This is a genomic window from Deltaproteobacteria bacterium GWA2_45_12 (assembly GCA_001797365.1).
GTDB lineage: Bacteria > UBA10199 > UBA10199 > UBA10199 > UBA10199 > UBA10199.
On record MGPH01000006.1, the window covers coordinates 1 to 19,423 of the forward strand.

Here is a 19,423-nt window from a genome sequence, read left to right on the forward strand (position 1 = left end):
CTCCTTATATCAAAAACCGGGGCTGTTGCCGATCATGAATTACTAAAAATGTTTCCCCGACAGGCTCCTAGAAAATTTTATCTCTTCCTGAGAGTCAATCACCTTTTGCAAGGCATTTTTGATTATTTTAATTTTGTCCGCGGCCGTAATTTTCTTTCCAAAAATATCTTTTACATAGAATACATCGGTTACTTGTTCCACCTTGGTCGAAATTTTTGAGAGCCCTATAAAACATCCATGCTCATTTAGCACACGGGCAATGTCGTATAAAAGCCCCAAACGATCATGGGCATAGACATCGATGACCGTGTAATAAGCCGAAACATCGTTATCTAGAACCACCTTGCTGTTTGCTTTTTGAACGGGTTTTTTACTCAGATAATCCGGAATTTTCTGCTTATCAATAAGGTCGGCGATTTTGGTTTGTCCCAGCAAAACATCGCCCAGGGCCTTTTGAACACTTTCAAATTGCTGGCCCACACTATTCCTTGAAACAGGAAAAGTGACATCCAGAATGACAAGCACATATCCATGGGTTGTCTGAAAAATATCAGCATGGATGATATTGATGCCATGGGCCAACATGACCCCGGTAATCACCGAAAAAACATGGGGGGCATTCAGGGTATAAATGGTGATTTCCTTCAAATTAAATTCACCCAACTCACGATGGTCGGAAACCAGTTTTTCTGTTTTTGATTTTTCAAACATCAAAAAATGTTTTTCGATGTCACGGTCTTCATTGGCAAAAAAGTAACGGGGGGGCATCACCGACAAAAATCTCTGGCTGTCTTCCTTGGGATATTTGTCACCAAATTGACTCATGATTGTTTCTTTCACCCGGGCGATGCGTTCGATTGTCTTTTCCTTTGAGAATTCGCCCTTGGTGATGACCTCATGGGTACGTTTGTACAATTTCTGCAAAAGCACGTCTTTCCAATCGGTCCAGGCTTCAGGGCCCACGGCACGGATATCCCCCCACGTAAGAAGGAATAGCATGTTCAGATTGTCCATGGTTCCCATGGAACGGGCAAATTTGATGATGAGTTCCGGATCATCCAAATCACGGCGCTGTGATAAATGCGGCATAATCAAGTGGGATTGGATCAAAAAATCAACCGCATCGGCTTCTGCCTGTGAATATTGAAGACGTTCGGTAATCTTGCGTGCAATGACGGCCCCCTTGACGGAGTGGTTCCCACCCTCCCCTTTTCCAATATCGTGCAAAAAAAGACCCAGGGTGAGTAGTTCAGGATGAACAACGGCTTGTAGCGCTTCTTTATAGAAAGGAAATTTTGCATCGTAGTCCCCACGGACAAGCTTTGAAAGTTCATTCACGGCAAAGATTGAATGCGTGTCAATGGTGTAGATGTGATAAACGTCGTGCTGCACACGGCAGCGAAGTTTTTTGAATTCGGGCATCCAGGCATCCAGAAAATGGGTTTCATGCATGGCCATGAGCACATCCCCCAAATTGGAATAAGAATTCAAAATGGCCCTGAAGATTTTGATGTTTTCAGGATTGTTCCTGAAATCGTCATTGACCGTTGAAACCAGGGACCTTACATGGTCCCTGGTTTCGGGATGAAGGGCCAAACCCTTTTCCTGCATGTGGGAAAAAAGACGCATCATGGACACAGGAAAATCAATGAAAACCTGACGATTCTTGATGGACAACTGCCCCTCGACAATGCGGAAGATGTCATCAATCTTGCGTGTGGTTATCTTTTGAATAAGTTGATGAAACCCAAACCCGCCCGCCTTCATTTTTCGCAGCACTTTGTCGGTGATGGTATAAACATCGTAGGCCAGGCTGTAATAGGTCTGCATGAACTGTTCAACGCCTAAAATTCCATCGACGGAATCCTTAAAACCCAACTTCTGCGCCACGACCTCCTGATGCTGGAAAGTAAGGGCATCGGCTTTTCTTTCGGCCAAAAAATGAAGCTCGTTGCGAATGCGCCACAAAAAATTACGGGCCATCACAAGCTTTTTTTCTTCATCTTCATCTAAGTATCCATTTTGAATAAGATCTTGGTAAGTGGCCTTTTGCCCCTTGATTTTGGCCATCCACAATAAAAGTTGAAGGTCGCGCAAAGTACCGGCCCCTTCTTTGACATTGGGCTCAAGAACAAAAACGGATCCCCCATACTTGGCAATTCGTTTTTTTCTTTCATCAAGTTTGGCCTGAATCGTCTTTTGTTGGTTGGAAGAAGATTTTAAATAATCAGCCAAAGTTTTTTTGAGTTCCAAAAAAAGGGATTCATTCCCGTATAAAAGGCGAACATCAAGCAGGGCTGTCAATACCGTTGAATCTTCCTGGAACATCTTTTTGCAATCGGCCAGTGTGCGTGTGGCATGCCCTACTTCAAGCTCCAAATCCCACAACAAATACAAGACTTTTTCGGTCAGGGTTTCAATGTAGGCTCCTTTTTTGGTTGAGTATAAAAAAACAATGTCGATATCCGAATAGACATTCATTTCGGAACGCCCATATCCCCCTTGAGCCACAAGGGTAACCCCCGGACCACGATGGGATGTTTTTTGCCGGACTTCCGGTTCAATCGTTTCCAAAATATGCAGCAAGAGCTTATCGATCATGGCTGAACGAATGCCCACAAGTTGTTCGGCATGATAATTTCTTTCGTGAAGGAGTTTAAGCTGTTGGTTGCACAAAAAGAGAAAATTTTGGCAAGCTTCCTTAAGCGGGTTTTGCAGTATTTCAGGAACATAGCGCACAAAATCATGCGCATCCCATCCTATGGGCTCAAAACTGTCTTGGATGGAGGTTTGGATTTCGGAAGACATATGTTTATACGGGCGAGATTATCCCGCCTTGTACGGGCGGTCCCTTGTACGGGCGGGGTTACCCCGCCCCTACCATTTTTTTTAACTCTGCCAATAAATTCAGGGCCGAAAGAGGAGTTATCGCATTCACATCGATTTTCTTCAACTCTTCTTCTACGAGGGACTTTCTTTCCTCAAATAACGAAGGCTGATGAAATCCTGAGGCGGCTTCCGCTTGAAACTGCAAATCTTTTTGCTCCAAAATTTTAAGCAACTCGCGCGCCCTTGTGATGGTATGGGAAGGAAGCCCCGCCATCGCCGCAACAGATACTCCATAACTCCGATTGGTTCCCCCTTCTTTTAATTCCCTTAAGAAGCGGATTTCCCCATTCCATTCCTTGACCGCCATGTGATAATTTTTGATCCCCGGCTTTTCTTCGGCAAGGTCGGTCAGCTCATGATAATGGGTGGCAAAGAAAGTGCGTGCCCCGATTTTATCGTGAATGGTTTCTGCCACCGACCAGGCAATGCTTAATCCATCAAAGGTGGAAGTGCCCCGGCCGATTTCATCCAAAAGAATCAGGCTTTGGGGTGTGGCCTGTTTTAAAATATGGGCTGTTTCCAGCATTTCAACCATGAAGGTCGACTGGCCTTTTTGCAGATGGTCGGAAGCCCCGATACGCGTAAAAATACGATCGGTTAATCCAATCCTGGCTTCTGCCGCCGGAACAAATCCCCCCATCTGCGCCATGATGACAATAAGGGCCGCTTGCCGCATCAGTGTGGACTTACCCGCCATGTTCGGCCCGGTAATCATCATCAGGGAAGCCTGTTTTCCTTCCAGAAAAATGTCATTGGGAACAAAAACAGCCTCATCGAGCAAGGCTTCAATAATGGGATGACGGCTTTTGGTCAGATTTAACAGGGGCAGGTCGACCATCACCGGCCGCACATAATTTCTCTGGGAAGCCAAAGAAGCCAGACCCGCCAAGGCATCCAGGGTAGCTAAATGGGTCGCCAGTTTTTTAATGCGTTCCGACTGGGCGGCCACTTTGACGCGTAATTCCAAAAAGAGACCGTATTCCAGTTCCTTGATTTTTTCAGCAGCCCCCAAGACCTTGTCTTCATATTCCTTAAGGGCCGGTGTGATAAAGCGCTCGGCATTGCTTAGGGTTTGCTTGCGTATGTAATGAGCCGGGGCCTTTTCCTTGTGGACATTGGTTATCTCAATGTAATAACCAAAAACATTATTGAACCGGATTTTTAAGGAAGAAATCCCCGTGGCTTCCCGTTCCTGGGTTTCCATGGTGGAAATGATGAATTTTCCGTTTTTTTCGACATCACGTAATTCGTCCAAAGTTTTATTCACCCCTTCACGAATGATGCCCCCCTCTTTTAAGGCCAGGGACGGGTCGTCAACCAAGGTGGAACCAATCAGATTTTGGACATCGGACAAATCTTCCATCGTATGCCACAAGCTTTTCAGCAAAGCAGAGGAACAGTGGCACAAACAATCCTTGATGGCCGGGATTTTTTCCAGGGAATAAGCCAAAGCCTTAAACTCGCGCGGGCTGGCCTGCTCTGCCAGAATACGATTCTGGATTCGCTCAAGATCGGCAAAGCCTTGAAGTAAACTTTGTACGGAATCCAAAAAAGAGGCGTTTTCAACAAACTCACCAACAGCATCCTGCCGTCTTTGGATGGAATGAAGATCAGTCAACGGATAGAGCATCCACTCGCGAATCTGGCGGCTTCCCATGGAACTGGAAGCCTGATCAATCAGCCACAAAAGAGACCCCTGGCGCTCCCCCGTGGCCATGGTTTGGGTAAGCTCCAAATGGCGTTTGGCATTTTCATCCAGATGCAAAAACTCGGAGGTGAAAACAATTTTTGGCTGACTTAAAATATGTTCCTGAAGAAGTTTGGAATCATTTAAATGCCCCAAAAGAGCCCCAGCCGCCATCGCCCCAACGGGATGGGAATTTAACCCCAGGGCCTCGCTGCTTAATTTGTAGTAACGGATAAATAAATCTTCCCCAAAATCACGGTCATAATACCAGCCTCCCAGACAGGCCAAACGAACCGGAAATAAGGAACGTAGTTTTTCAACCCAATCGGCCCCTTCCCCTTCTTGGGGAACCAAAATTTCCTTGGGTTCCAAGCGAGACAACTCCGCCATGAGCTTATCTTCATCTAAAACTTCAATTAACTTAAAACAACCAGTTGAAATATCAACATAAGATAATCCAAATTTATGATCGTTAAATAGGATGGAAGCAAGATAATTGGGGGCTTTTCCTTCCAAACTTTCGGGGTCGAACACCAAGCCAGGACTTAAGATTTGAACAACCTCGCGTTTGACCAGTCCCTTGGCTTTTTTGGGATCTTCGGTTTGTTCACAAATGGCCACTTTATGCCCGGTAGCGAGTAATTTGTTAATGTAAGTTTGAGCCGCATGATACGGAATGCCACACAGGGGAACCGAATCGGCCTGGTTTTTGTTGCGAGAAGTAAGAGTCAAATCCAAAACCTGGGAGGCCTTTTTGGCATCCTCAAAAAACATTTCATAAAAATCTCCCAGACGATACAAAAGGATGCAGTCCTGATGCTTGTTCTTGATAGAAAAATACTGAGCCATCATGGGGGTGGTTTCGGACATTGAAATGATTTAACAAGTTAATTGATAAAAATGAAGAAATTTTGTTGGCCAAGCTTTTGTTAATTCGTTACTTTAGCCAGCCCATGGCCCTCTATACCAAACTTAACAAAAAACAGATCGGTCAACTGGCCCAAAAATTCGGCCTTCCCCCTCCCCTTTCTTTTAAGGGAATTGTCGCGGGAACGGTGAATACCTATTACAGACTGCATTATAAGGATAAGAATTATTACCTTAAGGTGGATGAGGTCGCAGATAAAAAAAGGCTTTTGCGTGAGCTGCATATTTTGGAGGAATTAGAGAAGGCGCGATTACCGTTTCGGACACCAGTATCCTTTGTAAGGGCAATTCATGAATTGCCCTTACAAAATAAAAAGACCATCCTCCTTTTTGAGGAAATTCATGGGAAATCGCTCTTTGGCAAAAACCTTAAGCCCAAACATCTGATTCAAGCGGGGCGTGCCCTGGCCCAGATTCATGTGGGAACAAAAAAAGGACATTTTTCTGTACATCGTTTTGATATTCACGGACAAAAACATGTCTTTAATTCTGTACAGAAAAAATTACAGAAAAAACATCCTTCCATTCATCTCTGGGTAAAAAATAAAATTCAAGAGCTTGAAAAGAAAGAACCTTTGGGAATGCCGTCGGGGCTTATCCATGCCGATTTGTTTCCTGAAAACATCCTTTATGGTAACAACAAGCTTCATGGCATTCTCGATTTTGAGGCTGCCGGAAAGGAAGCATTTTTATTTGATGTGTGTGTGGCGATTCATGCCTGTTGTCATGACGGAAAAGATTTTGACCTTAAAAAAATAAAAGCCGTGCTTACCGGCTATACTTCTGTACGCCGGTTTACAAAAAAGGAAAAAAATAGTTTTGGTTATTACCTCGACTTGTCAGCCATACGTTTTTTGCTGACACGCTTAAGGGATTTTGAATTAAAGGACGGCGTGGTTAAAGCCTCTCCTTTTAAAGATTATCGGGAATATGTAAAAAGATTTGAGGAAAACCAGGTCTTGATAAGAGATATCAGGAAATTCATCTGAAACGTAGGGGCGATCCTTGTGATCGCCCTTGAACGGTAGACAAGTCGCGACCTGTCACTACAAGGGCGAATACAAGATTCGCCCCTACGATTTATTTTGGAATATTCTGAACAATCCGATCCTTCAACTGGGCCAATTCTGATTTAATGCTATCGCTTAACAGCTGCCAGCTACTTTCCTTTTCAGAGGGAATAATTCCAAGGCCCAACTGGCTCTTTTCGGCCTCAACCTCAACACGCCCTTTCTCACTCTTTAAACGTTTGCGCGCTCCATCAATGGTAAAGCGTTCTTCGTAGAGATACTTCTTTATCTTTAAAAGAAGCTCGACATCCTTTTTTTTGTAAAGCCTTTGATTGGTGCGAGACTTGACGGGAGAAATGTCTTTAAACTCGGTTTCCCAATAGCGAAGAACATAGGGTTCAAGGTTTAAAAGTTCACTGACTTCACCAATTTTAAAATAAAGTTTATCGGGAATGGTTACACTACGTTGGGTTTGTGCCATAAAACAACTCGAAAAACCATACGTATGGCATATCGTGAATTATTTGAATCAAAAACCCACAACACACAACACACGTTCACTTATTTATTTAATGCCATCTTCAGGATTTGGGATGGCTTAAAGGTTAAAACCTTGCGTGCCGTAATCTCAATCTCTTGGCCTGTTTGCGGGTTACGTCCTATGCGGGGTCTTTTTTGACGAACCACAAAATTACCAAAACCGGAAATCTTGATTTTTTCGCCTTTTTCCAAGGTTGATTTTATTGTTTCAAAAATGAGCTCGACAATATCCTGAGCCTCTTTTTTGGAGAAACCAATTTTTTCGTAAATGGATTCCACAATATCCGCTTTGGTCATGGCGCCTTCCAGGCTTTCATCATCAGCTTCCGTCATAATTTCCTTCCTTTCATGAAAATGAATACTACTCCCCAAGGTAAGCCCTAAGCCCAAAACCCTCTGCCTAAGGCGGAAGGTTTGATCCAGCAAGGCTTGTCCGCCGAAGTCCCCGCCAACGAGCGGGGACGTAGGTGGATATAAAACATTTTACCTAAAAACTAATACTTATCAAGCGTTTATCTTAAAGAAACTGCAAGATCTTTTTGGAGGCGTTTTACCAGATTAAAATGGACCTGGTTCACTTCCTCATCAGTTAAAGTACGCTCGGCATTTTGGTACATCATGGAAAGAGCCAAACTCTTCTTACCATCGGGAATCCCTTGCCCCTGATAGAGATCAAAGAGATCCACTTTATCAAGCCATGGAATGGTATACCCTGAAATGGTTTCCAAAATTTTTCCAAAGCTTAAATCTTTATCGGCAATCAAAGCCATGTCACGACCGATACTTGGAAAATGAGACAAGGGTTTGAATTCATTTTTTTTGGTTTTCCACTTTGAAACCAGTTTATCAAAACACACATCAAAAACATACACGGGTTCGTTAAATTCAAATTTTTGGGCGACTTCAGGATGAAGGGCTCCCAACACACCCAATCTTGTATCACCGCACATGATCTTAAGTGATTGATGGGGATGCAAATAAGAAACTCCGGCTCCATCAATCCAGGAAACAGCGACTTGGTTAAACAAGTATGTTAAAAACCCCTTTCCATCAAAAAAGTCAAGGTTCCTGGGGGAAGCTCTCCATTGCTTATCCCATAAAGCTCCCGTAAAAACACCGGTTAATCTTTTTTCTTGAAGTGAAGAAGACGGGTACACCGAACGTATTTCAAAAAATCTTAATGAAGAGGAAGCTTGTTTGTTTTTTACCAGGGTTGTCAAAAGCTGGGGAACAAGCGACTGGCGCATCACGGACATTTCCTGGCTTAATGGATTTTGAATAAGCACCGCGCCTTCCTGATTCAAATTTATTTTTGCAGCCAATTCCTTGTCATAAAAACTGTAATGGATGGTTTCGCTAAACCCCCTTGAAATCAAGAATTCGCGGACTTGTTTTTCGATGGACCAATCTTTTTCGGTTACTTCTTCCCTCATAAGAACCCGGGGAAGTTGGGAGGGAATCTGATCCATTCCGTAAAAACGCACAATTTCTTCCACAATGTCAGCTTCACGAGTCAGATCGTTTCTGTAAGGGGGAATTTCCAAACGCCATCCCATTTTGGTACGCCGCGGGTTCAAACCCAGTTGTTTCAGGATGCGCCCCACCGTTCCCAAAGGGATGACCGGACCCAAAAGGCGATGGATTGTTTTTTCCTGAAGGGAAAACTGAAGTTTTTCCTGCTTGCGCGGATAGAGGTCCGTAATTTGTTGGCAAAGTTCACCGCCCGCAAACTCAAGAATAAAACGGGCAAGACGGTCCATGGCATTACGAACGCCTTCAGGGGAAACGCCGCGTTCAAAGCGGTAAGATGATTCCGTCTTCATGCCCAGTTTCTTGGCTGTTTTACGGATGACATCGGGATTAAAAGCCGCTGCTTCAAGCACAACAAGGCTTGTGTCCTGTTGAACCCCTGAATGCTCCCCCCCCATGATACCCGCCAACGCCATGGGGCCTTCGGCATCGGCAATAACCAAATCTTCCTTGTCCAATTTGCGGTGGGTGGCATCCAGGGTTTTTAAAACTTCTCCGTTTTCAGCTCGGCGTACAACAAGGCTTCCTCCACGAACAAACCGGTGATCAAAGGCATGCAAAGGATGGCCCGTTTCCAACATGACATAATTGGTGGCATCCACAATATTGTTGATGGGACGAACCCCCAGGCTTTCAAGTTTGGCCTGTAACCACTGGGGCGAAGGCCCAATGGCCACTCCCCGAATCACCCTTAAACAATAACGGGGACAGGCTTTCCTGTCGCGAACCCGTACTTTGACATAGGTTTTGGTTGGATAAGTTCCTTCGACAAAATAATTGCGTGCTTGTTTGAAAGGCAACCCCAGAAAAGAGGCAAGTTCACGCGCAAGACCAATATGGGAAAGGCAATCCCCACGGTTGGGAGTGACGGCTACTTCAAGAATATGGTCGTTATAACCCAGATGATGCGCCAGTGTTTCACCGGGTTTGGCTTTGTCTGAAAGGATCAGCAGCCCCTGGGATTCTTCGGCCAGCCCCAGCTCTTTAGCCGAGCAAAGCATGCCATGGGATTCTACGCCACGAAGACTGGCCTTTTGGATGACCAGGCCATTGGGAAAAACCGTTCCTATTTGGGCAAAGGGATATTTTTTTTCTGCTTCGACATTGGGAGCCCCGCACACCACCTGATATTCCTGTTTCCCATCAGAAACACGACAAACCGACAAACGATCGGCCTGGGGATGTTTTTCTTTGGAAAGAACCAATCCGACAATAATCCCTTCCCATTTCTTGGATTGGTCTTCGATGGCCTCAACTTCAAGCCCGATTAAGGTAAGCTTTTCAGCCAACCCTTGAGGCGAAAGTTTGAGAGCGGGAAGCAATTCTTTAAGCCAGCGGCAAGAGATTTTCATATTAGAATTGTTTCAAAAACCTTAAATCATTTTCAAAAAACAACCGGATATCGTTAATGCCATATTTAAGCATGGTTATTCGTTCAATGCCGACACCAAAAGCAAAACCCGTGTATTTTTCAGGATCAATTTTTACAAATTTGAAAACAGCGGGGTCCACCATACCACACCCCATAATTTCAAGCCAACCGGTGTTCTTGCAAACGCGACACCCGTCTCCCTTGCAAAACACGCAACCGATATCCACTTCGGAGGAAGGTTCGGTAAATGGGAAAAAACTGGGACGAAACCTCACTTTTACCTTTGATTCAAAAATCAGGCGCAAAAAAGTTTCAACGACCCCTTTAAGATGGGACAGGGTCACATTTTCATCCACAAGAAGACCCTCAATTTGGTGAAACATGGGAGTATGGGTCATGTCTGAATCACGACGATAAACAACCCCCGGCGCCACAATTTGAATGGGGGGGGGTGTTTTTTCCATCACACGAATTTGAACCGGAGAGGTATGCGTTCTTAAAACTTTGGAACCATCCACATAAAAAGTGTCCTGCATATCGCGGGCTGGATGGTTTTGGGGAATATTGAGTGCTTCAAAATTATAGTAATCGGTCTCAATTTCAGGACCATGGGCTAAATCAAAACCCATGCGGCTAAAAATATCCTTCATTTCATCCAAAACTAAATTGACAGGATGAGCGTGCCCATGGGGAAGCCTAAAGCCCGGCAAACTGGTGTCAATATGGTCTTTTTGAAGCCCCTCATTTATATTATTTTTATTTATATTTTCTTGAATATTAGAATACAAAGATTCAAGTTCAACTTTAAGTTGATTGGCCAAAGCACCCAGAACGGGTCGATCTTGGACGGAAAGCTGTCCCAGTTCTTTTAAAACTTCGGTCAGTCGACCTTTTTTACCCAGAAAAATAAGTTTCTTCTGATAAAGATCGTCCAAATTAGAAGCCTGGACAAAAACATCCTTGGCTTCCATTTTAAGAGTTTCTAATTTTTGAATGAGAAGGTCTTTCAAGGAAGTTATTTGAACAAATTGTCTAAATCCCCCTCTTTCCCCCTTTAATAAAGGGGGATGAAGGGGGATTTAGACATTATAAATTAAGCGGCCAATTTACTTTTGGCCAAACTGACAACCTCAGCAAAGCTTTTTGGACTATTCACCGCTAAATCAGCCAGGATTTTTCGATCCAGATTCACCTGGGCTTTTTTCAGGCCCGAAATGAATTTTGAATAGGATAATCCATTTTCTTTGGCAGCAATGCCGATACGCGTAATCCACAAGGCACGAAAATCGCGTTTTTTAACACGGCGATCACGGAAAGCAAACTGCAAACCTCTCGCCACTTTTTCAACAGCGGTACGGAAAAGCTTTGATTGGCCACCGCGATAGCCTTTTGCTTTTTTCAATATTTTTTTTCTTCGATTGCGTGAAGCAATCCTGTTTGTTGCTCGAGACATAGTAAGTGCTTAAGTGTTTAAGTGCTTAAGTGCGTGAGTCAAAAAATCAGAACCTCATGCACATGCCACTGACACACTTATTTTAGATTATTCCTACGGCGCCGATTCCACCATGGAACCGGTCTTGATAAATCTGGCCTCGGAATGTTTTTTGTAGGGGCACACCTTGGTGTGCCCGGTTCAGGCGCGGCAAGCGGCGCCCCTACATTAAGCGTACGGCAAAAGCTGATGCATTCTTCCTTCATCCGACTTGTGCACATACGTGCCAGCTCTCATCTGACGGCTTTCCTTGGGGCTTTTTCCCTCTAAGATGTGCCGTCTCTTTGTTTTTGAGAACTTGAATTTTTTATTCTTGGTAACACGCAATCTTTTGGCGGCACCACGATTTGTTTTTATTTTGGGCATAAATAAATAGTTATGAGTTATGAGATAGGAGGAGATAGAAGATATCCTTCCCCGTTTTTCTCCTAACTCCTAACTCCTAACTATATAACTCCTAACTTATAATTTATTTAGATTTTGGGGCCAAAAATATCATCATGGCCCTCCCCTCCATCTTTGGAGGGCTTTCTACCTCACCGACATCGGCTGTTTCACGAATAAAGCGGTCCAAAATTTCCCTGGCCCGCTCCACATGCTGGATTTCACGGCCACGAAACTTGACCACAATCTTGGCTTTATCTTTATCTTCCAAAAACTGATGAGTGTGTTTTATCTTAAACTGGATATCGTGCTCGCTGATATTGGGACCCATCTGGATTTCTTTTACATGCACCACCACTTGGTGCTTTTTACTCTCGTGCTGTTTTTTCTGCAGCTGATACTTGTACTTTCCGTAGTCAATAATCTTGCAAACAGGGGGCTTTGCATGGGGATCAAGCTCAACCAAATCCAGATTTTCTTCCCTGGCCATTCGAAAAGCGGCCTCAGTGGCAAAAAGACCTTTTTGCTTACCATCCGAACCAATCAATCTTACTTGAGGAACACGAATATATTCGTTCATTCGTGGTCCTGAATGCGGCCGCATGGGCGGCCTGCGTCCAAATCGGGGATAAATAAAAACCTCCTTGATATCTTGGTTGGCAATTTGTGATTTTTTTTGACAACCACAAAGAGCCAACGGCGAAAAATTAGTTAATCTCCTGACCCAATTTTTGGGCCACATCCTCTAAATTAAGTACTCCCAAATCTCCATCCTTGCGATGCCTTATTGCCACTGATTTGGCAAGCGCCTCTTTGGCTCCAAGCACCCCCATATAAGGTATTTTTTTAAGCTGAGCTTCGCGTATTTTTAATCCAAGTTTCTCATTACGGCCATCAATTTCTACACGAAATCCCTTAGAGTGAAGAAGGTTTTTTATTTCCGTGGCATAATCATTTTGCGCCTCGGTAATGGTCAGTAAAATAATCTGGACAGGGGCCAACCAAAAAGGAAAAGCTCCCGCACAATGCTCTATTAAAATACCCAAAAAACGCTCCATCGAACCCAAAATCGCCCGGTGAAGCATGACCGGTGTTTTTGCCGTACTGTCACGGTCGATATAGGCCAAACCAAAACGTTCCGGCATGGAATAATCAACCTGTAAAGTCCCCAACTGCCAGGGGCGCCCCAAGGCATCCTTTATTTGAAATTCAATCTTGGGACCATAAAAAGCCCCTTCACCGGGGTTAATGTGATACTTTAAGGCAGCTTTTTGGAGCGAGCTCATCAGTTGCTTTTCAGCCACATCCCAATTTTCAATACTTCCCAAAAAATGTTCTGGCCTTGTCGACACAGCCACAAAAACTTCCTCAAAACCAAAATGCGTATAAACTTCTTGCACCAATTTCAAAAAATTCTGGATCTCCCCTTCCATTTGTTCAGGCGTACAAAAAATATGGGCATCATCCTGCGAAAAAGTGCGTACTCTTGTTAGCCCGTGAGTCACTCCACTTCTTTCATAACGATGCAATCGCCCAAAATCGGCAAAACGAACAGGCAACTCACGATAGGACCATTTTCGTTCCCCAAACATGAGACAATGGCCCGGACAATTCATGGGTTTGACCGCCATTTGACGGCCTTCGAACTCGGTAAAATACATGTTTTCCTTGAAATGATCCAAGTGACCGGAACGTTGCCACAGGTCAATGTCCAAAATCTGGGGCGTAATCACTTCCTGATAACCATGAATGCTGTACAAACCACGCAGATAATCAGCGACCAACCGGTAAATCAGGGCTCCTTTGGGATAGAAAAAAGGAGAAGCCGGAGCCTCTGGATGAAAACTAAAAAGCTCAAGCTCTTTACCCAGCTTGCGATGATCCCGCTTTTTGGCTTCTTCAAGACGAATCAAATAATCATCCAAATCTTTTTGGCTTGCAAAGGCCGTACCGTAAATGCGCTGAAGTCTTTCCCGTTTTTCATCCCCACGCCAATAGGAACCCGCCACCTGCAAAAGCTTGAAGGCTGCAACGTTGCCCGTTTTATCAACATGGGGCCCCTTGCACAAATCAACAAAATCGCCATGCTGATAAAGGCTAATGGGTTCGGAATCAGACAGGCCGTTGATGATTTCAACCTTGTACTTTTCTTTTTTATTTTCAAAAAACGTGATGGCTTCCTTTTTGGAAACCTCTTTCCGGACAAAGGAATCATTGGCCTTGATGATTTTGGCCATTTCCCCTTCTATTTTCGGCAAATCTTCCAGGGTGAATGTGTGTTCGGAATCAAAATCATAATAAAACCCATCCTCCACGCAGGGCCCAATGGTCACCTTGGTCCCCGAAAAAAGCCTGACCACCGCGCTGGCCATAATATGCGCACACGAATGCCTCATTTTTTCAATGGGATCGTTTTCATGTCCGGTTCTGCAAACCATTTTTATATCGTACGGGCGAATCTTGCCTGCCCGCCTCAGGAGGATATTCGCCCTTGTTATTTACGGGCGATCACAAGGATCGCCCCTACCAATTGTAGGCGCGAGCGGGATTGTTAAGTGGCTCTTGGATTATCGGCGAGAAACATCGAGCCGAGAACCTTAGAGCCACTTAATCCGCCGAAGCCCCAAAGGGGCGAAGGTGGAAACCAGGGGCGCCTTATGTAGGCGCGAGCGGGATTGAACCGCTGACCACTTGCGTGTCGAGCAAGTGCTCTACCACTGAGCTACGCGCCTAAAAAAACAAAATAAATAGCGTTATAGTTCGTTGCCCTCGCTCGGCTCCTTGCGACCTACCATTCAGGTAGGCCTCAGTCGACCTCACTCGGGACGCCTCCTCTAACACTATTTCTTTTATTTTTTCCAAATTGGTCTCACTATCATCCACTTCCCAAAAAGGAGCCGTGATTATCAGTATTTATGATTGGATGTCAAGGAGTTAGACCAAGCTTTTTGATGTTTATAATGTTTTTACTTTAAAGAAATAAAAAAGAAATTTGAAAAGATTTCCCATCTTCTGAAAAAAGGTCCCAAACAAAATAAAACAGAGAGCCTTCATCATCTGAAGTTTTTGTTCGGAATAGCCAAACCACCAGAAATTATTCTTTTTGGAGGACATTTTGTTGGTGTGCACATGGCGCATTTGCACTAAATCCAAAAGACCCAGGGTTCCGTGGGTGCGCCCCACACCGCTTTCCTTGGGGCCCCCCCAGGGGGTTTGCGCCAAGGCATTGGAAAAAACCGAGTCATTGATATTCACCGTTCCCGCCACAATGCGCGAGGCAAAGGCTTCTCCTTTTTTCAAATTTTTCGTCCAAATATAGGCATTCAGCGCATAGTCAGAATCGTTGGCCAGTTCCACCACTTCATCCTCGGTTTTATAGGTCATAATGGGCAATACCGGGCCAAAGGTTTCGTCTTCAACCACTGAAAAACTGTGATCAACATGAGTGAGTACGGTGGGTTTGTAGAAATTTCCCGGTAAATCGGCATTTCGCTCACCCCCTGTAAGAACTGTGGCTCCCCGCTTTTTGGCGTCTTCAACCTGGGCTTCCACTTTTTTAATCTGCATTTCGGCCGTCATGGAACCCATATCGACATCGCCCCTTAATCCAAACCCCAAGCGAAGTTTATTTGTTTTTTCAACAACCAGGTTTGTAAATTTGTCGGCAATGGATTGGTGAACATACACACGCTCAACGCTGGCACATACCTGGCCGCTGTTGCAAAAAGCCCCCCAAACGGCAGCCGAACTGGCCAAATCGACGTCGGCATCGGGCAACACAATGAAGGGATCTTTTCCGCCAAGTTCTAAGGTAATGGGCAAAAGTTTCTCGCTGGCTGCTGCCATGATCCTTTTCCCCGTAGAAACCGAGCCTGTAAAAACAATTTTGTCCACCCCACCCTTGACCAGAGCGGCTCCGGTGCCACCATCGCCGGTAACAATCTGAAGCACATCCCGGGAAAGACCCGCCTGGCCCATGATTTCGCCAATTTTAAGCCCAACTAAGCTTGTAAATTCGGAAGGTTTTAAGACAACGGCATTACCCACCATAAGGGCCATGACCACTTCACCCAAAGGAATGGAAAATGGAAAATTCCATGGGGAAATCACCCCGACAACTCCATAAGGATAATATTCGATGTGGCTTTTGTGCCCCAAAAAAGACCATTTCCCCAAACATATCTTTTCTTTTTTAAGAAGGGGCTCGGTTTTGGTGGCAAAATAAGTCATCAAATCCATCACGGGCATGATGTCATGCGAAATGGATTCCAGAATGGGTTTGCCGTTCTCTTTTGAAATAAGTTCAGCAATCGAATCGATGTTTTTTAAAATAATGCCACGTGCCGAAAGAATGATTTTTTTTCTTTGAATAAAACTCGTTTGGGCCCATGATTCTTGGGCCACCCGGGCCCGGTTGATGGCCATTTTAACTTCGGCTTCTTCCATCACGGGAATCTCTCCCATGTTTTCACCGGTGGCTGGGTTGGTAGCTTGGATGGATGACATACAATAACCTCTGCTCTATTTTTAATTTGGGTGCTCGCGTTTTCGAGTGGGTAAAATTTAATTTACTCACATCATTTATTCCCAAATGATGTCCCCCTTTAAAAAAGGGGGATTAAGGGGGATTTGAGCCCGCTTGCATTCCCGTTCCCGTATTGCCTTTTAACAATCTCTTTTCCTCTCTTTTTCTCATAAAAAATATTTAAATCGGGTACGGGAATTGGAACGGGAACAAATCCCCCCTACCCCCCTTTTTTAAAGGGGGATGCCACGATGATCTTTTAATTTTATTTGACCTTTATTTTTTCCAAAATTTCTGCGGCCGTCTCATAGGGATTATGATGTTTTTCTGCAAGATTTTTGACCAATGCCGTAAACATCCCCTTACCTTCCATTTCGGCTTTTAATTTTTGATGAAGTTCCGCCAAGACAATATCGGTGCATTCTTCCTTTAAAAGGCCTTTCAAACCGGCCTTGTTTTCCCTGGAAATATTTTCAATGGCACAGATCAATTCATCAATGCCTTTATTGGAAATGGCCTGTGTTTTTAAAACGGGCACCTTTTGGGTGCTTGAGGCCATCTCAACTAAAGCCCTTAATTCGGCAAAGATCCGGTCAGCCCCTTCGCGGTCGGCCTTGTTCACCACAAAGACATCGGCAATTTCCATGAGGCCCGCCTTCATCGTTTGAATGGTGTCCCCCGATTCAGGCACAAGGACGACCACTGTGGTATGCGCCACCGCCATGATATCAAGTTCGGTCTGCCCCACCCCCACCGTTTCAATAAGAATGATGTCAAAGCCAAAAGCATCCATGAGGTTGGCAATATCACGCGTGGCGCGGGAAAGCCCGCCATGGGATCCGCGCGACCCCAATGAACGGATAAACACATCGTCATCGGCGCCATGTTCGGTCATCCGGATGCGGTCGCCTAACACCGCGCCCCCGGTAAAGGGGGAGCTGGGATCAATGGCAATAACTCCCACCTTTTTTTTCTGTTTTCGAAAAGCATGAATCAGCTTGTCAACCAAAGTTGACTTCCCTGCACCCGGAGGACCGGTAATTCCAATGCGATAAGCTTTTCCACAATGGGAATAAACTTCTTTCATGATTTTCATGAGATCTTCGTGACGGTTATCGACATAGGTCATCAGGCGGGAGAGTGCACGTTTGTCGCCTTTGAGCATAGATTGAACAAGTGGATGCATCGAAAAAATAATTCATCATATTTGGAAAGGAATGTAAAAGGATTATTGTTCCCTGAAGGGATCAGATTCTAAAGACAAACTACAAATACAGATTGACTTAAACTTCTTAAGAATAAATAATTTTCCCCACTAACCCTTCACAAGGAGAATCTTCTATGAAAAAAGTTTTTCTGACCGGCGTATTACTGGTTCTCGGATTTTTATCTGTTTTGTTGTTTCAACAAAAATGGGCGATCCCCAATGCCATGGCCGATGGATGCACCATTGGCATTGATGGCACCGATTCTTGCCATAGCAATGATATTGGCGATCCTCCTGGATCAGCGTTGGGTAATTTACGATGTGTCACTGGTAGTGGTAGCTGTGAAACCTGCTTGGCTGAAAACATAATAGCCGAAGCCTGCAACAACAAAGACGACGACTGCAACGGACAAGCCGATGATGGCGATATTTGCGGAGCCAACCGGTTCTGTCTTTTGGGAGAAAGTTATTGTTGCCCCGTAGAAGGCACAGGTCAGGGTGGCCTGAATGCGGCTGGCGAAGATCGTTGTGATGGCGTTGACAATGATGGCGATTCTTTGGTGGATGAAGCCGCCACAGAGTGTTTCCTGCCTCCCCCTGTTCCTATCGGCGAAGGTAATTTTCATTGCGTCGGCGGTTCTTGCCAGACATGTACAACAGTGTCTGCAGAAAGCTGCAACCTCATTGATGACGATTGTGACGGACAGATTGATGAAGACGCCACCTGCCCGGACGGTACGACATGCTTTGATGGCCACTGCTGTGCGCCCACAGCCGCAGCCCAACAAAATTTCAGGGTTAATCTTCAAGCCCAAAACAATCGCGGTGGCGGGGGATGTAGTTTACGCCCTTAATTCGGTATGATCACCATTTTCACGCCACCGGTGGGGATGTTTACATTAGGCACAGTGAGTACACCATCCCCATCCGCAAACACATTAATAGGAGAAGCGCTTCCCAAGGTAACGCTAAAACGCTGGCCAAGATTGACCACGAAGTTTTGCAGACGGCGAGGGGTCACATCCGCTATTTGGGATGAACCACGGGCATACATGCTCACTTCGTAACGATTGGCTTGATCCACAATGGTTTTGACATCCCATTGCAGGAACTCGTTGTAGGCCGCTGTTCCGCTGGTTCGCCCCACATCGCTTGAGGTTGAATCAGAGAAGGCCACATAAGTTTTCACAGGGAAACTGCGATCGACTCCCGGGGTATTGGGCATGCCATCTTCCCAGTCTCCCCACGGGAAACTAAACATCCTGAAATTGATGTCATCGGCGGGCGCATACCCCTGCCACCCATGATAGCCCGTATTGACCTCACCAATGAATCCGCGTCGACCATCGTTCATGCAATCATAGAAAGGATACCCTTGCGAGGCCGGCTGAATGGTTCCGTCATTGGTTCCGTGAACAGCAATGATGAAGGCGGTGTCCATGTCCTGGTAATTCGGATCACAGGCGATCGTCTTGTGGTCCATGTAATCCCAAATGCCCATGCCGTTAAGGGCACGAATGCTCTCAGCCGTGTTAGACCCATCCACCCACTCGATCCCAAGATTGAGCACAGGATTATTGGTGGCCAAAGGTCCCCATCGGCCGATATTTTCATTTCTAAAAACAGGATCGCCCGCATAATCAGTCATACCTTCAGAGGCATACACAATGCCGAAGATTTGGGGATAATGCATGGCCCAGGTAATGGAACCGGAAGCACCCATCGAATGCCCATAGGCATAAATACGGGTTTGATCTGCGTGATTGGAATAATAAGGATCCAGAATGGTGTCTTTGAGGGCACGCAACATTCTTACTTCCGAAAAATTGCAGATGGGACCGGCGCTCACATTTGTATTGG

Annotated in this window: 13 protein-coding genes, 1 tRNA gene and 1 pseudogene (1 of these 15 cut by a window edge); 2 read left to right on the plus strand and 13 right to left on the minus strand. The window is 45.1% G+C overall.

Annotated elements, in window-relative coordinates:
• Positions 1 to 42: 42 nt before the first annotated feature.
• Together A2048_02785 and A2048_02790 are read right to left on the minus strand one after the other, a co-directional pair.
• Positions 43 to 2,808, minus strand: coding sequence for a [protein-PII] uridylyltransferase (locus tag A2048_02785; GenBank protein OGP10758.1), 2,766 nt, complete (start codon positions 2,806 to 2,808; stop codon positions 43 to 45).
• Positions 2,809 to 2,866: 58 nt separating this feature from the next.
• Complete coding sequence (locus A2048_02790; protein OGP10759.1) at positions 2,867 to 5,446, minus strand: DNA mismatch repair protein MutS; 2,580 nt, start codon at positions 5,444 to 5,446, stop codon at positions 2,867 to 2,869.
• A 41-nt stretch (positions 5,447 to 5,487) separates the two neighbouring features.
• Here A2048_02790 and A2048_02795 point away from each other — a divergent pair, with 41 nt between their 5' ends.
• The gene (locus A2048_02795; protein OGP10760.1) at positions 5,488 to 6,492 is read left to right on the plus strand and encodes a hypothetical protein; all 1,005 of its coding nucleotides are present in this window, start codon (positions 5,488 to 5,490) and stop codon (positions 6,490 to 6,492) included.
• A 91-nt stretch (positions 6,493 to 6,583) separates the two neighbouring features.
• Here the strand turns inward: A2048_02795 and A2048_02800 are convergent, their stop codons facing one another.
• The 10 genes from A2048_02800 to A2048_02845 form a co-directional block, all read right to left on the minus strand.
• Positions 6,584 to 6,994 (minus strand): hypothetical protein, encoded by a 411-nt coding sequence (locus A2048_02800; GenBank protein OGP10761.1) that lies wholly within the window; start codon positions 6,992 to 6,994, stop codon positions 6,584 to 6,586.
• A gap of 80 nt (positions 6,995 to 7,074) precedes the next feature.
• Positions 7,075 to 7,350: an integration host factor subunit alpha gene (locus A2048_02805; protein ID OGP10795.1), complete on the minus strand. Its 276-nt coding sequence runs from the start codon at positions 7,348 to 7,350 to the stop codon at positions 7,075 to 7,077.
• A 215-nt stretch (positions 7,351 to 7,565) separates the two neighbouring features.
• On the minus strand, positions 7,566 to 9,935 hold the full coding sequence (locus tag A2048_02810) for a phenylalanine--tRNA ligase subunit beta (protein ID OGP10762.1): 2,370 nt from the start codon (positions 9,933 to 9,935) through the stop codon (positions 7,566 to 7,568).
• A gap of 1 nt (position 9,936) precedes the next feature.
• Entirely contained in the window at positions 9,937 to 10,926 is a 990-nt protein-coding gene (locus tag A2048_02815) for a phenylalanine--tRNA ligase subunit alpha (GenBank protein OGP10796.1), read from the minus strand.
• 122 nt (positions 10,927 to 11,048) lie between these two features.
• Positions 11,049 to 11,408 carry a 50S ribosomal protein L20 gene (locus A2048_02820; protein ID OGP10763.1) on the minus strand — a complete coding sequence of 120 codons (360 nt, stop codon included), beginning with the start codon at positions 11,406 to 11,408 and terminating at the stop codon, positions 11,049 to 11,051.
• A 508-nt stretch (positions 11,409 to 11,916) separates the two neighbouring features.
• Positions 11,917 to 12,435, minus strand: coding sequence for a translation initiation factor IF-3 (locus A2048_02825; GenBank protein OGP10797.1), 519 nt, complete (start codon positions 12,433 to 12,435; stop codon positions 11,917 to 11,919).
• Between the two features lie 103 nt (positions 12,436 to 12,538).
• Positions 12,539 to 14,269, minus strand: a complete 1,731-nt coding sequence (locus A2048_02830; GenBank protein OGP10764.1) for a threonine--tRNA ligase — start codon at positions 14,267 to 14,269, stop codon at positions 12,539 to 12,541.
• A 222-nt stretch (positions 14,270 to 14,491) separates the two neighbouring features.
• Positions 14,492 to 14,563 (minus strand) — tRNA-Val (locus A2048_02835).
• Positions 14,564 to 14,786: 223 nt separating this feature from the next.
• On the minus strand, positions 14,787 to 16,337 hold the full coding sequence (locus tag A2048_02840; GenBank protein ID OGP10765.1) for a hypothetical protein: 1,551 nt from the start codon (positions 16,335 to 16,337) through the stop codon (positions 14,787 to 14,789).
• A 284-nt stretch (positions 16,338 to 16,621) separates the two neighbouring features.
• Positions 16,622 to 17,542: a hypothetical protein gene (locus A2048_02845; protein ID OGP10766.1), complete on the minus strand. Its 921-nt coding sequence runs from the start codon at positions 17,540 to 17,542 to the stop codon at positions 16,622 to 16,624.
• Between the two features lie 155 nt (positions 17,543 to 17,697).
• Here A2048_02845 and A2048_02850 point away from each other — a divergent pair, with 155 nt between their 5' ends.
• Positions 17,698 to 18,417 carry a hypothetical protein gene (locus A2048_02850; GenBank protein OGP10767.1) on the plus strand — a complete coding sequence of 240 codons (720 nt, stop codon included), beginning with the start codon at positions 17,698 to 17,700 and terminating at the stop codon, positions 18,415 to 18,417.
• Here the strand turns inward: A2048_02850 and A2048_02855 are convergent.
• Positions 18,414 to 19,423 (minus strand): annotated as a pseudogene (locus tag A2048_02855) (hypothetical protein) (it continues 7,981 nt past the right edge of the window). The gene A2048_02850 and the pseudogene A2048_02855 sit on opposite strands and share 4 nt — an antisense overlap.

Bases quoted from the DNA above. Each gene is read 5' to 3' on its own strand.
- A2048_02845 (OGP10766.1), bottom strand. From the start codon at position 17,542: ATGCATCCACTTGTTCAATCTATGCTCAAAGGCGACAAACGTGCACTC.
- A2048_02790 (OGP10759.1), bottom strand. From the start codon at position 5,446: ATGTCCGAAACCACCCCCATGATGGCTCAGTATTTTTCTATCAAGAAC.
- A2048_02850 (OGP10767.1), top strand. From the start codon at position 17,698: ATGAAAAAAGTTTTTCTGACCGGCGTATTACTGGTTCTCGGATTTTTA.
- A2048_02840 (OGP10765.1), bottom strand. From the start codon at position 16,337: ATGTCATCCATCCAAGCTACCAACCCAGCCACCGGTGAAAACATGGGA.
- A2048_02815 (OGP10796.1), bottom strand. From the start codon at position 10,926: ATGGAAGCCAAGGATGTTTTTGTCCAGGCTTCTAATTTGGACGATCTT.
- A2048_02820 (OGP10763.1), bottom strand. From the start codon at position 11,408: ATGTCTCGAGCAACAAACAGGATTGCTTCACGCAATCGAAGAAAAAAA.
- A2048_02810 (OGP10762.1), bottom strand. From the start codon at position 9,935: ATGAAAATCTCTTGCCGCTGGCTTAAAGAATTGCTTCCCGCTCTCAAA.
- A2048_02800 (OGP10761.1), bottom strand. From the start codon at position 6,994: ATGGCACAAACCCAACGTAGTGTAACCATTCCCGATAAACTTTATTTT.
- A2048_02785 (OGP10758.1), bottom strand. From the start codon at position 2,808: ATGTCTTCCGAAATCCAAACCTCCATCCAAGACAGTTTTGAGCCCATA.
- A2048_02830 (OGP10764.1), bottom strand. From the start codon at position 14,269: ATGGTTTGCAGAACCGGACATGAAAACGATCCCATTGAAAAAATGAGG.
- A2048_02805 (OGP10795.1), bottom strand. From the start codon at position 7,350: ATGACCAAAGCGGATATTGTGGAATCCATTTACGAAAAAATTGGTTTC.
- A2048_02825 (OGP10797.1), bottom strand. From the start codon at position 12,435: ATGCGGCCGCATTCAGGACCACGAATGAACGAATATATTCGTGTTCCT.